This window comes from Allochromatium humboldtianum, assembly GCF_013385175.1.
Lineage (GTDB): Bacteria > Pseudomonadota > Gammaproteobacteria > Chromatiales > Chromatiaceae > Thermochromatium > Thermochromatium humboldtianum.
Window position 1 is genome coordinate 294,710 of sequence record NZ_JABZEO010000004.1, and the last position, 18,309, is coordinate 313,018.

13 protein-coding genes are annotated in these 18,309 nt (G+C 66.5%); 8 read left to right on the forward strand and 5 right to left on the reverse strand.

Annotated features, from left to right (window positions below; all coding sequences use genetic code 11):
* Positions 1-7: 7 nt before the first annotated feature.
* The 4 genes from serC to mtnA form a co-directional block, all read right to left on the reverse strand.
* Positions 8-1,090, reverse strand: a complete 1,083-nt coding sequence (serC, locus tag HW932_RS08185; RefSeq protein WP_176975995.1) for a 3-phosphoserine/phosphohydroxythreonine transaminase — start codon at positions 1,088-1,090, stop codon at positions 8-10.
* Positions 1,091-1,162: 72 nt separating this feature from the next.
* Positions 1,163-3,763, reverse strand: a complete 2,601-nt coding sequence (gene gyrA / locus HW932_RS08190; protein WP_176975996.1) for a DNA gyrase subunit A — start codon at positions 3,761-3,763, stop codon at positions 1,163-1,165.
* A 166-nt stretch (positions 3,764-3,929) separates the two neighbouring features.
* The gene (locus tag HW932_RS08195; protein WP_176975997.1) at positions 3,930-5,012 is read right to left on the reverse strand and encodes an EAL domain-containing protein; all 1,083 of its coding nucleotides are present in this window, start codon (positions 5,010-5,012) and stop codon (positions 3,930-3,932) included.
* Between the two features lie 38 nt (positions 5,013-5,050).
* Entirely contained in the window at positions 5,051-6,106 is a 1,056-nt protein-coding gene (gene mtnA, locus HW932_RS08200; RefSeq protein ID WP_176975998.1) for an S-methyl-5-thioribose-1-phosphate isomerase, read from the reverse strand.
* 70 nt (positions 6,107-6,176) lie between these two features.
* Here mtnA and HW932_RS08205 point away from each other — a divergent pair, with 70 nt between their 5' ends.
* From HW932_RS08205 to HW932_RS08240, 8 genes are all read left to right on the forward strand, one after another.
* Positions 6,177-7,487, forward strand: coding sequence for a TRZ/ATZ family hydrolase (locus tag HW932_RS08205; protein WP_176975999.1), 1,311 nt, complete (start codon positions 6,177-6,179; stop codon positions 7,485-7,487).
* Positions 7,488-7,602: 115 nt separating this feature from the next.
* Positions 7,603-8,502 (forward strand): archaetidylserine decarboxylase, encoded by a 900-nt coding sequence (gene asd, locus HW932_RS08210; RefSeq protein ID WP_176976000.1) that lies wholly within the window; start codon positions 7,603-7,605, stop codon positions 8,500-8,502.
* Position 8,503: 1 nt separating this feature from the next.
* Positions 8,504-8,773, forward strand: a complete 270-nt coding sequence (locus HW932_RS08215) for a YkgJ family cysteine cluster protein (RefSeq protein ID WP_176976001.1) — start codon at positions 8,504-8,506, stop codon at positions 8,771-8,773.
* Positions 8,774-8,892: 119 nt separating this feature from the next.
* The gene (gene uvrA, locus HW932_RS08220) at positions 8,893-14,523 is read left to right on the forward strand and encodes an excinuclease ABC subunit UvrA (RefSeq protein WP_176976002.1); all 5,631 of its coding nucleotides are present in this window, start codon (positions 8,893-8,895) and stop codon (positions 14,521-14,523) included.
* 68 nt (positions 14,524-14,591) lie between these two features.
* Positions 14,592-15,179: a Tll0287-like domain-containing protein gene (locus tag HW932_RS08225; RefSeq protein ID WP_176976003.1), complete on the forward strand. Its 588-nt coding sequence runs from the start codon at positions 14,592-14,594 to the stop codon at positions 15,177-15,179.
* 79 nt (positions 15,180-15,258) lie between these two features.
* The gene (locus tag HW932_RS08230) at positions 15,259-15,867 is read left to right on the forward strand and encodes a hypothetical protein (RefSeq protein WP_176976004.1); all 609 of its coding nucleotides are present in this window, start codon (positions 15,259-15,261) and stop codon (positions 15,865-15,867) included.
* Positions 15,864-17,066 carry a protoporphyrinogen/coproporphyrinogen oxidase gene (locus tag HW932_RS08235; RefSeq protein ID WP_176976005.1) on the forward strand — a complete coding sequence of 401 codons (1,203 nt, stop codon included), beginning with the start codon at positions 15,864-15,866 and terminating at the stop codon, positions 17,064-17,066. The genes HW932_RS08230 and HW932_RS08235 overlap by 4 nt, the downstream gene beginning before the upstream one ends.
* A 37-nt stretch (positions 17,067-17,103) precedes the next feature.
* Positions 17,104-17,598 (forward strand): CreA family protein, encoded by a 495-nt coding sequence (locus HW932_RS08240; protein WP_176976006.1) that lies wholly within the window; start codon positions 17,104-17,106, stop codon positions 17,596-17,598.
* Positions 17,599-17,712: 114 nt separating this feature from the next.
* Here the strand turns inward: HW932_RS08240 and HW932_RS08245 are convergent, their stop codons facing one another.
* Positions 17,713-18,129 (reverse strand): septal ring lytic transglycosylase RlpA family protein, encoded by a 417-nt coding sequence (locus HW932_RS08245; RefSeq protein WP_425485115.1) that lies wholly within the window; start codon positions 18,127-18,129, stop codon positions 17,713-17,715.
* Between the last annotated feature and the right edge of the window lie 180 nt (positions 18,130-18,309).

Below are 18,309 nucleotides of genomic sequence, written 5' to 3' on the forward strand. Positions count from 1 at the left end.
CAATTACTCAGCCGTTGCGGCACTCGAACTCCTGCATGAATGCAACCAGCGCATCCACCCCCGCCTCGGGCATGGCGTTGTAGATGCTCGCACGCATCCCGCCGACCGAACGATGCCCCTTGAGCGTGGTCAACCCAGCGGCTTTAGCCTCCTTGAGGAAGACCTCGTCCAGCTCGGCGTTGGCCAGGGTGAAGGGCACGTTCATCCAGGAACGATCCGTCGGCGCAACCGGGTTGGCATAGAAGCTCGACGCATCGATGACGTCATAGAGCTTCCTGGCCTTGCGCGCATTGACCTCAGCCATCGTTGTCAGACCGCCCATGTCCTTCAGCCACTTGAACACCAGCCCCGCCAGATACCAGGCATAGGTCGGCGGGGTGTTGTACATGGAGTCGTTGTCGGCGTGGATCTTGTAATCGAGCATGGTCGGCGTGCCCTGGATCGGCTGGCCGATCAGATCCTCGCGCACGATGACGATGGTCAGACCCGCCGGACCGATATTTTTCTGCGCACCGGCATAGATCAGCCCGAACTTCGAGACATCGATCGGACGTGACAGGATGGTCGAGGACATATCGGCGACCAGCGGCTTGCCGCCGGTCTCGGGCACATAGGGGAACTCGACACCCTCGATGGTCTCGTTCGGCGTGTAGTGGACATAGGCGGCGTCGGCGCTCAGGCTCAGTTCGTCCTGGGCTGGTGCGCGGGTGAACTTGCTCGACTCAGTCGTCGCGGCGACGTTCACGCTGCCATAGTGACGCGCCTCGGCGATCGCCTTCTTCGACCAGGAACCGGTGTTGATGTAGTCCGCACCCTCGGCCCCGCGCAGCAGGTTCATGGGGATCATGGAGAACTGGAGCGAGGCGCCGCCCTGCAGAAACAGCACCTTGTAATTGGCCGGAATCGCGAGCAGTTCGCGCAGATCGGCCTCGGCCTCGGCGGCGATGGACATGAACTCCTTGCCGCGATGGCTCATCTCGGCCACGCACATGCCGCTGCCGCGCCAATCGAGCATCTCGTCGCGGGCCTGGGCCAGGACCGCCTCGGGCAGCATCGCGGGACCGGCACTGAAGTTATAGACGCGAGCCATTCTGACATTCCCCATGGGTTGAGTGTTCTGCGGTGGACATCCCGTAGGATGTGGTGAGCGGTTCGATCGATTCTAGGCGTCGTCCGCCACGGACGCCTCGCTGTCCTCGGCGGCCTCCTCGCCCGTTTCCTTGTCGCCTTCCAGGGCGGCGATGCGCTCGACGAAGACCAGTCGCTGGCCCTCGCCGAGATTGATCAATTTGACTCCCTTGGTATTGCGTCCGACCACCGGGATCTGATCGACCGAGGTGCGGATCAGGGTGCCGTCATCGGCGATCAGCATGATTTCGTCGCCCGGATGGACCAGGATCGCGCCAACCTGAGCGCCGTTGCGCTCAGCCGTATCGATGGCGATCACGCCCTGAGTGCCGCGCCCCTTGGTCGGGAACTGATCGACGTCGGTGCGTTTGCCGTAGCCATTCTCGGTGACGCTGAGCACGGTGCCGCCGTCCTCGGGCGCGACCAGAGCGATCACCCGCTGTCCCTCCTGGAGCATCACGCCGCGCACACCATGGGCGGCGCGTCCCATCGAGCGGACATGGCTCTCGGAGAAACGCACCGCCTTGCCCGCCGAGGTGAACAGCATCAGATCCTGCTCGCCGCCGGTGATGGTCGCGCCGACCAGCAGTTCGTCCTCGCGCAGGTCGATGGCGATGATGCCGCGCGAGAGCGGACGCGAGAAGTCCTTGAGCGGGGTCTTCTTGACCGTGCCGGCGCTGGTGGCCATGAACACGAAGAAGCCGTCCTCGTAGTCGCGCACCGGCAGCAGGGTGGTGATGCGCTCGCCCGCCTCCAGCGGCAGCAGATTGACCATGGGCCGACCGCGCGCGCCGCGTCCGGCCTGAGGCAGCTCGTAGACCTTGAGCCAGTAGACCCGTCCGCGACTGGAGAAGCAGAGCACGGTGTCGTGCGAATTGGCGACGAAGATACGGTCGATGAAGTCCTCTTCCTTGATCGCGGTCGCGCTCTTGCCCTTACCGCCGCGCTTCTGGGCCTGATAGTCGCTGATCGGCTGGGTCTTGACATAGCCCTGATGCGAGAGCGTGACCACGCGATCCTCGGGCGCGATCAGATCCTCTAGGGTCAGATCCGTTTGATCGAGCTGGATCTCGGTGCGACGCTCGTCGCCGAACTGGTCGCGCACGGCGATCAGTTCCTCGCGGATGACCTCCATCAGCCGATCCGGATCGGAGAGGATCAAGAGCAGCGCGGCGATGGTCTCCAGGATGTCCTCGAATTCCTTGAGGATCTTGTCCTGCTCCAGCCCGGTCAAGCGGTGCAGTTGCAGATCCAGGATCGCCTTGGCCTGACGCTCGCTCAACCGATAGCCGGCGTCGCTGAGACCGAAGCAGGCTTCGAGTTCTTCCGGGCGGGTGCGGTCGGCGCCGGCACGCTCCAGCATCCCGGTCGCGGCGCCGGGCGGCCAGTGGCGTTCCATCAGCCGCTCGCGCGCCTCGGCCGGATTGGCGGCGGCCTTTATGGTGGCGATCACCTCGTCGATATTGGCGAGCGCGATGGCATAGCCTTCCAGCACATGCGCCCGGTCGCGCGCCTTGCGCAGTTCGTAGAGCGTGCGGCGCGTGACGACGTCGCGGCGGTGGCGCAGGAAGTATTCGAGGATCTGCTTGAGGTTGAGCGTCAGCGGCTGGCCGTCGACCAGCGCGACCATGTTGATGCCGAACACCTGCTGGAGCTGGGTATGCTGATAGAGATTGTTGAGCAGCACCTCGGAGTGGGTGTCGCGCTTGAGTTCGATGACGATGCGCATCCCGTCCTTGTCTGACTCGTCGCGCAGACCGTCCTGGGCGATGCCCTCGATCTTCTTCTCCTTGACCAGCTCGGCGATGCGCTCCAGCAGCCGCGCCTTGTTGACCTGATAGGGGATCTCGGTGATGACGATCGCCTCGCGTCCGCTGCGCTTCTGGGTCTCGGTGGTGGCGCGGGCGCGCATCACACAGCGACCGCGCCCGGTGCGGTAGGCTTCGCGGATGCCGCGCACCCCATTGATGAGTCCGGCGGTCGGGAAGTCCGGTCCGGGCACGATCTCCATCAGCTCGTCGAGCGACACCAGCGGGTTGTCGATGATCGCCAGACAAGCATCGATGACCTCGCGCAGATTGTGCGGGGGGATGTTGGTCGCCATGCCGACGGCGATGCCGGAGGAGCCATTGACCAGCAGGTTCGGAAAACGCGCCGGCAGGACCGAGGGTTCGTGCTCGGTGTTGTCGTAGTTCGGGACGAAATCGACCGTTTCCTTGTCCAGATCGTCGAGCAGGGTGTCGGCGATGCGCGTCATGCGCACTTCGGTGTAGCGCATGGCGGCCGGTGGATCGCCATCGACCGAACCGAAGTTGCCCTGACCGTCGACGAGCAGATTGCGCAGCGAGAACGGCTGGGCCATGCGCACCATGGTGTCGTAGATGGCCGCGTCGCCGTGGGGGTGGTACTTACCCATGACATCGCCGACCACGCGCGCCGATTTGCGATAGGCCCGGTTCCAGACGTTGCCCTGCTCGTGCATGGAGAAGAGGACGCGCCGGTGCACCGGCTTGAGACCATCGCGAACGTCTGGCAGGGCACGTCCCACGATCACGCTCATGGCGTAATCGAGGTAGGACTGACGCATCTCGTCTTCGAGATTGATGGGCAGGACTTCTTTGGCGAAATCTGGCATGGGCGTGATGAACCGACTCTGAGGCGCGCGGCAGGGAGCGGGCGCGTGACCGCGCGGGCTTGATGTTTAACTGTGCGATTCTACCACGACAGCGGTTTCAGACCGCGTTTCTGGGCCAGTATCAACCGAAACTCAGCTGGAATCCGCCATCTGCGGAATCGGGCGTCTATCGCTGGTCGCTGCCCCAGAACTCAGGCCACTGCGGCTCGGGCGGCTGGGGCGCGGGCCGGGCGAACAGATAGCCCTGCACCAGATCGGCTCCCTCCCCCGCCACATAGGCCAGCTCGCCCTGGGTCTCGATGCCCTCGGCCAGCACCTGGATACCCAGATCGCGCGCGATGCCGACCAGCGCCCGGAACACCGACTGGCGCTGCGGATCGGCGTCGATCCCGCGCACGATCTCCATGTCGATCTTGATGATGTCGGGTTTGAGGGTGGCGAGCAGATTGAGCGAGGCATAACCGCTGCCCACGTCATCGAGCGCCACCCGATAACCCGCCTCGCGGTAGAAATCGAGGATGCGCTTGAGGTGGTCGAGGTCTCCGACCCGCTCGGTCTCGACCACCTCGAACACCAACCTTCCCGGATCGAAACCGAGCTTGCGCGCCCAGCCGACCGTGCTTTGCAGACAGTGCGCCGGGTCGTAGATCGCGGTCGGGACGAAGTTGACGAAGAGCTGGCTCGCAATCCCCTCGGCCGCCGCGCACCTCAACGCCGACTCGCGCGCCTGGCGGTCGACCTGAAACAGCAGGTCGTTGTCGCCGGCGAGCGCGAAGATCTCCCCTGGAAACATCAGGCGGCCATCGGGCCGCAGACCGCGCAACAGCGACTCATAACCGACCACGGTGCCGTCGGTGGCCGCCAGGATCGGCTGGAACCAGGAAACGAAGCGTTTGGCCTCCAGAATTTCGAGCAGACCACAGGCATTGAGCAGTCCCAGCCATTGCTCCAGCGTGCGGGCGCGGGTGAATGAGTGGAAACTCAGCGTCTCGTCCGGCTCCAGCAGCAGCGCCGAGAGCCCGCGCCGTTCGAGTGCGTTGAAGGCTCCAGCCGTGCGCACCCGTTGCAGGAACTCGAACAGATTGGCTTCGTGCAGACGCAGTTCCAGCCCCGCATCCTCGAAGGCCAGCCCCTCGACTTCCAGAAAGCCGATCAGGATCTCGATGAGTTCGCGCACGGCCCCGGTCAGCAGCAGCGTGCCGCGCGTCTCGGTCGAGAGTGGAAGTGTCTGACAGCGTGCACAAGCCATGGCGACGGGTCTCCTTGTAGTCCGATCGGATGAGCGTTTCAGCCCATCAGCGCGCGCATCTTCTCAGTGGTTGGATTCAGCACCACGCCGCGTTCGGTGACGATGGCATCGACCAGCGCCGCCGGGGTGACGTCGAACACCGGATTGCGCGCCGCACAGCCGGCCGGGGCGATGCGTCGCCCGCCGCAGCCGAGCAATTCATCGGGGTCGCGCTCCTCAATCGGGATCTCGGCGCCCGAGGCGATGGCCATGTCGACGGTCGAGGTCGGCGCCGCGACCATGACCTTGATGCCATGATATTTGGCCATGACGGCCAATCCATAGGTGCCGATCTTGTTGGCGACATCGCCATTGGCGGCGATGCGGTCAGAGCCGACGATCACCCAGCCGATCCGCCCCGTGGCCATGAGGCTCGCGGCCGCGCAGTCGGCCTGGAGCGTGACCGGGATGCCGTCCTGCATCAACTCCCAGGCGGTCAGGCGCGCGCCCTGCATCCAGGGGCGGGTCTCGTCGGCATAGACGCGCTGGATCTTGCCGGCGGCATGGGCACTGCGCACCACGCCGAGCGCGGTGCCGTAGCCGCCGGTGGCGAGCGCCCCGGCGTTGCAGTGGGTGATGATCTCGGTCGGCTCGGTGATGAGTTCGGCGCCCAGATCGCCGATGCGTCGATTGGCGGCGCGGTCTTCCTCATGGATGGCGAGCGCCTCGTCGAGCAGTGCCTGGCTTGGATCACTCGCCTCCAGCCGCGCGATCCGGTCACGCATCCGCCGGATGGCCCAGAACAGATTGACGGCGGTCGGACGCGAGGCGGCCAGTCGCTCCAGATCGGCCTCGATCGCCTGCTTCCAGTCTGCACCCGCGTTGCTGTAAGCCTCGCGTCCGGCCAGCGCCACGCCATAAGCGGCGGCCACGCCGATCGCCGGTGCGCCGCGCACCACCATGTCGCGGATGGCGGTGGCGACCTCGGCGGCTCGGTCATAGCCCAGGAACTCGGCGCGCTCGGGCAGGATGCGCTGATCGGCCAGATAGAGTCGGCCATCGTGCCAGAGCGCGGCGTCGTCGGGCGTGGGCGTAGTGGGTGGCGTGGTTTTCATCGAAGGCTCCTTTGTGGCATGTTGGCGCCTATTGTCACCCATTCGCCCCCTGCAACCAAAGGACCGCGCGATGCACGCCGAACTGCTCATCCATGCCGAGTGGATACTGACCGTCGATCCCGAGAACCGACAGCTGACCGATCACGCCGTCGCCGTCGCCGACGGGCGCATCCAGGCGATTCTGCCCTACGAGGAGGCACGGCGCACGATCCAGGCCGAGCAAACCGTCGAGCTGCCCGGTCATGTCCTGATCCCAGGACTGATCAACGCCCACACCCATGCCTCCATGTCGCTGCTGCGGGGCTTAGCCGACGACCTGCCGCTCATGACCTGGCTGCACGAGCACATCTGGCCGACCGAGGGGCGCTGGGTCGACGCCGGCTTCGTCGCCGATGGGACGCGGCTGGCCGTGCTGGAGATGCTGCGCGGCGGCGTGACCTGCTACAACGACATGTACTTCCATCCCGAGGTTTCGGCCCAGGTCACGGCCGAGTCCGGGATGCGCGCCGTGATCGGGATGATCGTGGTCGACTTCCCGACCGGCTATGCCGCCTCGCCCGATGAGTACATCGCCAAGGGGCTGGCACTGCACGAGCGCTATCGCGACCATCCGCTGATCCGGGTCGCCTGGGCGCCGCATGCCCCTTATTCGGTCTCGGACGCGCCGCTGCAACGGATCGCGACCCTGGCCTTCGAACTCGGCGTGCCGGTCCACATCCATCTGCACGAGACCAGGGATGAAGTCGAGAACGCCGAGAATGCACATGGAGAGCGACCCTTCGCGCGGCTCGACCGGCTCGGCTTGATCGGCCCGTCGCTGGTCTCCGTCCACATGACCCAACTGGAGGACGCCGAGATCGCGCGTCTGGCCGAGACGGGCGCCAGCGTCGTGCACTGCCCGGAGTCCAATCTCAAGCTCGCCAGCGGCTTCTGTCCGGTCGCGAAGCTCCTGGAGGCCGGGGTGAACGTCGCACTCGGCACCGATGGCGCGGCCAGCAACAACGATCTCAATCTGCTCGGCGAGATGCGCACCGCCGCGCTGCTCGGCAAGGGCGTGTCCGGCTCGGCGTCCGCCGTGCCCGCGACCGAGGCGCTGCGGATGGCGACCATCAATGGCGCACGCGCGCTCGGACTGGAGAGCGAGATCGGCTCGATCGAGCTGGGCAAGTCGGCCGATCTGGTCGCGCTCGATCTGCGCGATCCGCACACCCAGCCGCTCTATCACCCGGTCTCGCAACTGGTCTATGCCGCCGGACGCCATCAGGTGCGTCAGGTCTGGGTCCGCGGCCGCCAGGTCATCCGCGACGGTGCACCGACAACTCTGCATGTGGCCGAGGTACTCTCGGAGGCACAGATCTGGGGGGCGCGGATCGGCGGATGAGCGCCCCGAAAACGCCTCGCGCTTCAGGGACGCAGAAGCCACTCCGTTTCTCCAAAGACTTTGCACGCTTTGCTCCCCTGTGGTTCAAAGACGTTTTTGCCGACAGGATACCCGCATGTCACTCACACTCGCCGACCGGCTCTTCATCGCCCTGCAACACCTCATCCCGCAGCGCTGGCTGTCCGAACGCATGTACCGGCTGGCGCGTGTCCGGTGGCGACCGCTCAAGCGTTTCATCATCCGCCACTTCGCGCGAATCTATCGCATCGACATGAGTCTGGCCCTGGAACCGGACCTGGACGCTTATCCACACTTCAACGCTTTCTTCACTCGCGCGCTCAAGCCCGACGCCCGCCCGCTCGATCCGGACCCGGCGGCCATCCTCTGTCCGGTCGACGGCGCCATCAGCCAGATCGGTGTCATCGAGGCCGGGCGGCTGATCCAGGCCAAGGGGCGTGACTACAGCGTCGAGTCGCTGCTCGCGCTCGCGCCCGGCGAACCCCACCCCTTCGAGGGCGGGCGCTTCGCGACCATCTATCTCTCGCCGCGCGACTACCATCGTATCCATATGCCGCTCGACGGGCGGCTCGATCAGATGGTCCATGTCCCCGGTCAGCTCTTCAGCGTCAACGCCGTCACGGCGGCGGGCGTGCCCGACCTGTTCGCGCGCAACGAGCGTCTGGTGTGTCGCTTCGAGACCGAGGCCGGTCCCATGGCGCTGATCCTGGTCGGCGCCATCTTCGTCGGCGGCATCGAGACGGTCTGGGCCGGTGAGGTGACGCCGCCGCATTCGGGCCTGGAGCCGAAACGCTGGGACTACGAGGTCGACGAGCAATGCGTCCGACTGGAACGCGGCGAGGAGATGGGACGCTTCAATCTCGGCTCAACCGTGATTCTGCTGCTGCCGCCCGGTCAGGCCGAATGGGAGTCCGGGCTGGCGCCTGGGGATGGGGTCCGGCTCGGGCAGCGTCTCGGAATCTGGCGCGAGACCGGCGCGGCCGGACAGGGACACTGAGGTGGATGCCGAGACTGTCACCTGCCGCCCCGGCTGTGCCGCCTGCTGCATCGCCGCCTCGATCACCAGCCCCATCCCCGGTATGCCGAACGGCAAGCCGGCCGATGTCGCCTGCGTGCAGCTGAACCTGGATCTGACCTGTCGGCTCTTCGGCCAGCCCGAGCGGCCGCGCGTCTGCGGCTCGCTCAAGCCCAGTCTGGAGATGTGCGGCACGGATCGCACGCACGCGCTTGCCCATCTGGCCGAGCTGGAGCGTCTGACCCGGCCCTGAGCGTTTGAATCACGCCGTTGCGCACCACACATGGAGCCTGTGCGGGCTCTGGAGTGGTGGTTTGGCTCAGTGTGTCGATCACTCCCCAACCTGAACATACACAATCGCCGAGTCCTCCCGTGACCGATTCCATCCGTCTGCGCGGTGTGCGCCAGAACAACCTCAAGAACCTGGATCTGGACCTGCCGCTCGGCGAGCTGATCGTCGTCACCGGGGTCTCGGGGTCGGGCAAGTCGTCGCTGGCGTTCGATACGCTCCATGCCGAAGGCCAGCGGCGCTATGTCGAGACCTTCTCGCCCTATGCGCGTCAGTTCCTCGACCGCATGGATCGTCCAGCGGCCGATCGGATCGAGGGCATTCCGCCGGCGATCGCCATTGATCAGGTCAATCCGGTGCGCACCTCGCGTTCGACGGTCGGCACCATGACCGAACTCAACGACCATCTGAAGCTGCTGTTCGCGCGGGCCGGGCGGCTGTTCTGTCATGGTTGCGGGCGGCCGGTCGTGCGTGACACGCCCGAGTCGATCTGGGAGTCGCTCGTGACGTCGGCGTTGGACACGCGCGTGCTGATCGTCTTCGACGTGGCCGTGCCCGAGGCGCTCGGTGTCGAGACGGTCAGGTCGATGCTGGCGCAACAGGGTTATGTGCGGCTGTTGCGCGAGGGGCCGGACACCATTGCGGTCATCCAGGACCGTCTGCGCGTCACCCCGGAGAATCGCGGTCGCGCTATCGAGGCGCTGGAGACGGCACTCGCCCGGGGTCATGGTCGGGTGCGAGTGCATCCGCTCGACGCCGAGGGCACGGCGCTCGAACCCTGGCGTTTTTCGAGCGATCTGCACTGCGCACACTGCGACATCGCCTATCAGGAACCGACGCCCAATCTGTTCTCGTTCAACTCGCCCCTGGGCGCGTGCGAGACCTGTCGCGGTTTCGGGCGCACCATCGGCATCGACTGGGGGCTGGTGATCCCGGACCCGTCCAAGTCGCTGCTCGAAGGGGCGGTCAAACCGATCCAGTCCGACAGCTATGTCGAGGTCCAGGAGGATCTGATCCGGTTCGCGCACCAGCGCGGCCTGCCGACCGATGTGCCCTGGCGGGATCTGACCGAGGACGACCGCGCCTGGATCATCAAGGGCGACGGCGACTGGGAGGCGGGCGTCTGGTATGGACTGCGCCGCTTCTTCGACTGGCTGGAGGGACGCAGCTACAAGATGCATGTGCGGGTGCTGCTGTCGCGCTATCGCAGCTATGACCTCTGTCCGAGCTGCCGGGGGGCGCGGCTCAGGGACGCGGCGCTCGACTGGCGGCTCGGCGATCGGGCATTGGCCGAGCGGATTCTTGAACCGTCCCAGCGCTTCCGCCATGCACGCACGCGGATGAGCGATGACGCTTGGGCGGCGCTGCCCGGTCTGAACTTGCACGACCTGCTGTGTCTGCCGCTCGGACGCTGTCGCGCGTTCTTCGACGCGCTCCGTCTCGATGGTGCGCTGGATCAGGCGCTCGACCAGCTCCTTGGCGAGATCCGCGCCCGGCTCGGCTATCTGTGCGAGGTCGGACTCGGCTATCTGACATTGGATCGGCAGTCGCGCACGCTCTCGGGCGGCGAGGTGCAGCGGATCAATCTGACCACGGCGCTCGGTACGGCGCTGGTCAACACCCTCTTCGTCCTGGATGAGCCGAGCATCGGGCTGCATCCGCGCGACATGGATCGGGTGGTCTCGGTGCTCCAGCGTTTGCGCGACCGGGGCAACTCGCTGGTGGTGGTCGAGCACGATCCACAGGTGATGCGCGCGGCGGATCGGATCATCGACATCGGGCCTGGACCGGGCGAGCATGGCGGACGGATCGTCTTCCAGGGCACGCCGCGCGAACTGCTCAACGCGCCCGAGTCGCTGACCGGCGGCTATCTGGCCGGTCGGCTCCAGGTCGCCCCGCCGCGCCGGCCGAACCCGCCGCCGGACGATTCGGCGCGTTGGCTGCGGGTACGCGGGGCGCGGGCGCACAATCTCAAAGGGCTGGATGTCGCCATCCCGCTCGACCGCTTGGTGGTCATCACCGGCGTCTCGGGTTCGGGCAAGTCGACCCTGGTGCATGAGGTGCTCTACCGTGCGCTCTGTCAGATCAAGGGGCGCCCGGACGAGACGCCCGGCGCGCACGAGGCGATCGAGGGGCATGAGCGGATCGCCGATGTGCTGCTGCTCGATCAGTCGAGCATCGGGCGGACCTCGCGCTCCAATCCGGCGAGCTATGTCGGCGCCTTCGATGTCATCCGCAAGCGTTTCGCCGAATCGCCGCTGGCCAGGGAACGCGGCTACACGGCCGGCAGCTTCAGCTTCAACAGCGGCAACGGGCGCTGTCCGACCTGCGGCGGCAACGGCTTCGAGCATTTGGAGATGCAGTTTCTGGCCGATGTCTATCTGCGCTGTCCCGAGTGCAACGGGCGGCGGTATCGCGACAGTCTGCTGGAGGTACGGATCGGCGGGGACGGTGAGGCTCTGTACTCGATCGCCGATGTGCTGGAGATGACCGTCACCGAGGCGCTCGACGTCTTCGCCGACGATGGCCAGCTGAAACGCGCGCTGGAGCCGCTACAGGCGGTCGGACTCGGCTATCTGCGGCTCGGCCAGCCGGTGCCGACGCTCTCGGGCGGCGAGGCGCAACGGCTCAAGCTCGCCGGGCATCTGGCCAAGTCGGCGCGTCACAAGGCCCGCGACGGCGGCCTGCTGTTCCTGCTCGACGAGCCGACCACCGGGCTGCATTTCGCCGATATCGCGGTGCTGCTCAGGGCGTTCCGCCATCTGATCGATCAGGGGCACTCGCTGGTGGTGATCGAGCACAACCTCGACGTCATCGACGCCGCCGACTGGCTGATCGATCTGGGACCGGAAGGGGGCGAGTCGGGCGGCGAACTCGTCTGTACAGGGACGCCGGATCAGGTCGTCGAGCATCCGGGTAGCCATACGGGGCGGGCGCTGCGGGCGTATCGTGCCGAGTCGTCGGCCATCAGCGATGGGCCTGGGCTGTATGCCTCCAAACCGATCAAAGAAGCAGCGATACAGGCGTTATCACCCGCCCCTAACCACATCGAGATTCGGCAGGCCCGCGAACACAATCTGAAGGATTTGACACTCTCGATCCCGCGCGAGCGGCTCACGGTCATCACCGGCGTCTCGGGCAGCGGCAAGAGTACGCTGGCGTTCGACATCCTGTTCGCCGAGGGGCAGCGGCGTTATCTGGAATCGCTCAACGCCTATGCGCGTCAGTTCGTCCAGCCGGCTGCGCGCGCCGATGTCGATGCCGTGCTCGGACTGCCGCCGACCGTGGCCATCGAACAGCGTACCAGTCGCGGCGGGGCCAAGAGCACGGTCGGCACCCTGACCGAGATCCATCACTATCTACGTTTGCTCTATGTCAAGCTTGGCGTCCAGCACTGCCCGGACTGCGCCGTCCCGATCGAGCCGATGACGCGCGAGGCCATCCTGAGCCGACTCCAGCGCGATCAGGCCGGCGAGCAGGTGATGCTCCTGGCCCCGCTGGTCAGCGGGCGCAAGGGGCTCTACAAGGATCTGGCGGCGCGGTTCGAGCGTCTGGGTTTCCCGCTCCTGCGCGTCGATGGCGAGCTGGTGGAGACGACGCGCTGGCCGACGCTCGACCGCTTTCGCGAGCACTCCATCGACCTGCCGCTCGGTCCGATCACGATCACGCCCGAAGCGGAATCCGAACTGCGCGCACAACTCGATCAGGCGCTGGAGTTCGGCAAGGGTCAGGTTCGCGTGGTGCGTCTGGTCGGCGACGCCTGGGACAGCGAGACGCCCTACTCCACCGAGCGCGCCTGTCAAGCCTGCGGACGCGCCTTCCCCGAACCCGATCCACGGCTGTTCAGCTACAACTCGCCGCACGGCTGGTGCCCGGACTGTCTGGGCACGGGCTTGAAGCTGCCCGGATTAGATGCCGAACAGACCGGCGAGGAAGCCCAGTGGCTCGAACACCCGGACGGCACAACGCGCGAACCCTGCCCGACCTGCCGGGGCGCGCGTCTGCGTCCCGAGGCGCTGGCAGTACGTTTCCGCGAACACTCGATCGCCGAACTCTCGGCCCTGACGGTCGAAACCGCCGCCGACTGGCTCGACGCGCTCCGGCTCGACGACCGCGAACAGGCCATCGCGCGCGACCTGATCGCCGAGGTGCGCGAGCGGCTCGGATTCCTGGCCGAGGTCGGGCTGGGCTATCTCGCGCTCGACCGGGCCGCACCGACGCTCTCGGGCGGCGAGGCCCAGCGGATCCGGCTCGCCGCCCAGCTCGGATCGAACCTGCGCGGTGTCTGCTATGTGCTCGATGAACCGACCATCGGCCTGCATCCGCGCGACAACCGGCTGCTGCTCGACACCCTGAGCCGGCTGGAGGGCAAGGGCAACACCGTGATCGTGGTCGAGCACGACGAGGAGACCATCCGCCGCGCCGAGCATGTGATCGATCTGGGGCCGGGCGCGGGCGTCCAGGGCGGCGCCATCGTCGCGCAGGGCACGGCGGACGAACTGATCGCCAACCCGGAGTCGATCACCGGGCGTTTTCTCGGTCGATCGCACGGGCGCTCGCGTCCGCCCCGTCCGGTCGATGAGCGGAGCGACTGGCTGCGGATCAGCGGGGCCAATCTCAACAATCTCCGGGATCTCGACGTGCGCCTGCCGCTCGGGCGGCTGGTGTGCGTGACCGGCGTGTCCGGCTCGGGCAAGTCGACCCTGGTGCGCGAGGTGCTGGTCGGAAGCCTGAAGACGCTCCTGGCCGGCGATCGACCGACGACCCGACGCCGCGCCCGGCGCACCGACCTCGTCGGCTGCCGCACGCTCGACGGCTGGCAGACGCTCAGCCGCGTGCTGGAGGTCGATCAGACCCCGATCGGCAAGACGCCCCGCTCCTGCCCCGCGACCTATGTCGGCTTCTGGGACGCGGTGCGCAAGCTGTTCGCCGCCACGCCCGAGTCACGTCTGCTCGGCTGGACGCCGGCGCGCTTCTCCTTCAACACCAGCGCCGGACGCTGCCCGGCCTGCGAGGGCCAGGGTCTGCGCAAGCTGGAGATGAGCTTCCTGCCCGACGTGCGTCTGACCTGCGAGGTCTGCGGCGGCAGTCGCTTCGACCGCGAGACGCGCGAGATCCGCTATCGGGGACTGGACATCGGACAGGTGCTCGCGCTCGGCATCGATGCCGCCGTCGAGGTGTTCGCCAACCATCCGGCCATCGCCCATCCGTTGCGGCTGCTGCAGGACGTCGGTCTCGGCTATCTGACCCTGGGTCAACCGAGTCCGACCCTGTCGGGCGGCGAGGCGCAGCGGATCAAGCTGGTGACGGAACTGGCCAAGGCGCGCCCCGGCGCCGAGGGCGTCACCAATCGCCCGACGCTCTATGTGCTCGACGAGCCGACGGTCGGGCTGCACATGGCCGATGTCGAACGCCTGATCGCGGTGCTGCATCGACTGGTCGACGCCGGGCATTCGGTGCTGGTCATCGAGCACAATCTGGATCTGATCGCCGAGTCCGACTGGGTGCTGGATCTCGGTCCCGAGGGCGGCGCGGGCGGCGGGCGTATCCTGGCCGAGGGGCCGCCCGAGCGGCTGGTCGCGGACAGCGACGGGGCGACGGCGCGCGCCCTGGCCGAACGAGGGGCGCTCAGCCGGGAGGCGTCTCGAGCAGGATCTCGCGCGTCCGGGAGACGCCAGGCCGAGACGAGCGCCATCGAGTACGGCCAGACTTGATCCCGACGGACGCATGACCGATCCTAAGCCTGAGCAACGCTTGATCATACACACGAGAGGACGACATCATGCACCCGATCGCACGCCCGATCCTGACCGCCGCCGGCCTGTACCTGCTGACCGGCCTGACGCCGGCCCTGGCTTCGGCCGATGATCCCATGACCGAGGAGGCCAAGGGGCTCATCAAGGAATTCGCCGGACAGTTGCAGTCCGAACTCAAGTCCGCGATGGAGACTGGCGGTCCGGTCGAGGCGATCTCCGTCTGCAAGGACCGCGCCCCGGCCATCGCCGCCGAGCTGTCGGAGTCGAGCGGCTGGGAGGTGGGACGCACCAGCCTCAAGACCCGCAACACGACGCTCAACACGCCCGACGCCTGGGAGACGCGGGTACTCGAATCCTTCGAGACCCGTCTGGCCGATGGCCAGCCTGTCGACACCCTGACCCAGGCCGAGGTGGTCGAGGACGATGGGGGACGGTCGTTCCGTTTCATGAAGGCGATCCCGACCCAGGAACTCTGTCTGGCCTGTCATGGCGAGACCATCGGCGAGCCGGTTCTCAAGGCGCTCGACGAACACTATCCAAACGACCGGGCGCGCGGCTTCAAGGTCGGCGACATCCGCGGCGCCTTCACGCTGTCGAAACCGCTGACCGATTGATCCAGCGCTTGGGAGTGACCTGGCGGTCCGTTCGCCACCGGCGATCGGGCCGCGCGACTCATCATTGGGGATAGTGGCCATGTCAGAGGCACGATTCGACATCCTGTTCGACGGCACGCTCAAGCCGGACGCCGATCCGCGTCTGGCGCGCGAGCGTCTGGGCACGGCCTTCAAGCTGGACACCGCCGGCGTCGAGCGTCTCTTCACCGGCAAGCCGGTCGCGGTCAAGCGCGACGCCGATCTGGCCACGGCCGCGCGCTACAAGCGTGTCTTCGAGGAGGCCGGCGCCCTGGTAACGCTGCGGGCGATCGAAGCGGCCGGGACGGCTCCACGGCCACCGGCTCCCAGCGGATCACCGCCGGCGGTCGCCCAAGAGCCTGTCGTCGCTCGTGCGGCTTCCGAACCGGCGTCCGACGCCCGCCCCGAGATCGGCTCCAAGGCGGACACGGCGACCACGAATCTCACCGCCGAGGGCGGCTTCGAGTTCCTCGAAGAGCCGCCCAGGGTTAAGATGCCCGACCTCGATCTCAGCCATCTGAGTCTGGTCGGCGGTTCGGACTGGAGTCTGGCCGACTGCGAGCAGACACCCGAGCCGGTGCGCATCCCCGACCTCAGCCATCTGCGTCTCGACGAGATCGAATCGACCCCGGATGACAACGACCCGACTGGACAGAATCCCGCCCCATGAGCACAGACTTCGACCACATCGTCATCGGCGCCGGCATCAGCGGACTGGGCGCCGCGCATTTCTCCGCCCGGCGCGGCCTGAGCACACTCGTGCTCGAAGCCGGCGACCGCGTCGGCGGCTGCATCAACAGCCAGACGTTCCCCGCGCTCGGCGGCTTCTGGACCGAGGCCGGCGGTCACACCTGTTTCAACAGCTATGGCCACATGCTGTCCATCCTCGACGATCTGGGGCTGACCAGCCAGGTTCATCCCAAGGTCAAGGTCGGCTACAAGCTCTGGAAGGAGGGCAAGCGCCGCTCCATCCTCTCGGCCCTGCATCTGTTCGAGGGTGCGCGCTCGATTCCCAAGCTCTTCAAGGAACCCAAGGACGGGCGCAGTGTGCGCGACTACTATGGCGCCGTGCTCGGCCAGCGCAACTATCGTGATCTGCTTCAGCACGCCTTCCAGGCCGTCATCTGCCAGCCAGCCGACGACTACCCGGCCGAGGCGCTGTTTCGCCGTAAACCACGTCGCAAGGAGGTCATCAAGGCCTTCACCTTCGCCGAGGGCCTCGCAACCATCCCGAACGCCATCGCCGCCCAGAAATCGCTCGATGTGCGCACCGGGCAGCGGATCGAGCAGGTCGAAGCCGAGGGCGAGGGTTTCCGCGTCCGGCTCCAGGACGGAACCGCGATCAGCACCGCCCATCTGACCCTGGCCGTGCCGCCCGATGTCGCCGCCAGACTGATCCCGGCGGGTTTGGAGGATGCACGCGCCCTGGTCGCCGGCATCGGCATGGCCGAGATCGAGACCCTGGTCCTGGTCTTCCGCCAGGACGACCTGGAACTGCCGCCGATCGCCGGCCTGATCGCCGTCGAGGACGCCTTCTATTCCGCCGTCTCGCGCGACTTCCTGCCCGACGGTCAGTATCGCGGCTTTGCCTTCCATTTCCGCCCCGGCGCGCTCGACGCCGACGCCCAAGTCCGCCGCGCCTGCCAGACACTGGGCGTCGCGCCGGAACGGATCGCGGCCCAGTCGCGCATCCACAACCGTCTGCCCGCGCTCCGCAAGGGCCATTTCGCGCTCGTCGAGCGTCTCGACGCCGCCCTCGCCGGCACACGGCTGGCCCTGACCGGCAACTGGTTCCTCGGCGTCTCGATGGAAGACGCACTCACGCGCAGTCACAGCGAGCACGTCCGCCTGTTCGGCGCTCGCACCTGAAGCACTACTGAACACCAGGAGAAAAGGAGAAAACGCCATGCGTCGAGCACTCATGATGCCGCTACTGATCGGCGTCCTGTCCGGTCACGCACTCGCCGAAGAGATCGGCAGTGTCTCGACCAAGTTCAAATGGATGGGTCCCAACGACAAGATCGTCATCGAGGTCTTTCAGGACGAAGAGATTCCCGGCGTGGTCTGTTACCTGAGCCGGGCCAAGACCGGCGGTGTCTCGGGCGCCGTCGGCGTGGCCGAAGACACCTCGGATGCCGCGATCGAATGCACCCAGATCGGTCCCATCGCCCTGCCCGACGACGTGCGCTCCGGCAAACGCGACGGCGAGCAGGTGTTCAAGAAACGGACCTCGCTCCTGTTCAAGAGCCTCCAGGTCGTGCGCTTCTACGACGGACCGCGCAACGCACTCGTCTATCTGAGCTACAGCGACCGGATCATCGAGGGCTCACCCAAGAACAGCGTCTCGGCGGTCGCCATCCAGCCCTGGAAGACGGAACCCGCGCCGGGGACTGCTCAGTAGAGGCCACGCCAGGGATGGCGCAGGATCTCGAACCGAACCACGCTCAAGCCTCGCCCAATCAGCGGCGGGTCGAGAGCGTGGCCGGTTGGTTCGTAGGGATCGGGAAGGCGGGGTTCAGAACAGATCGATCAGCAGACGCTGGGCCTGGGCCACGGCCAGATCGTTGGATCCGGATGGCGCCGGCGTCGAGCCGCCGAACTCCAGAACCCTGAGTTCGACCGGAGCCACGCCACGGCCGAGCATGCCCAGCTCGCGCGCCGCTTCCTTGGAGAGATCGATCGAGCGGCCCTGAACATAGGGACCGCGATCATTGATGGTGACTTCGACCGAGCGGCCGTTGACCTTGTTGGTCACCAGAACCCGAGTGCCGAACTCCAGCGTGCGATGCGCCGCCGTCAGCTCGTGCATGTCGAATCGCTCGCCGCTGGCGGTGCGGCGGCCATTGAAGCGATCTCCGTAGTAGGAGGCCATACCCTCGGTGGTGAGGGCCTGGGCCTGAGTGATTGGCAAGAGCGCAAGTGCTAGAGCCAAGGGTGATAGCCAGTTGCGTCGATGGACCAAAACGCTTCCTCCGCGTGTCGTTTGGTGTTTGGGCGCTTGAGCAAGAACCCTTCGGATACTCGTTTGCGGCGAGATCCTAACCGCCAGGACACCACGGAGGCAAGCTTTAGTTTCGCCAGATCAGGCAAGGATTTAGCGCATCTATCTATT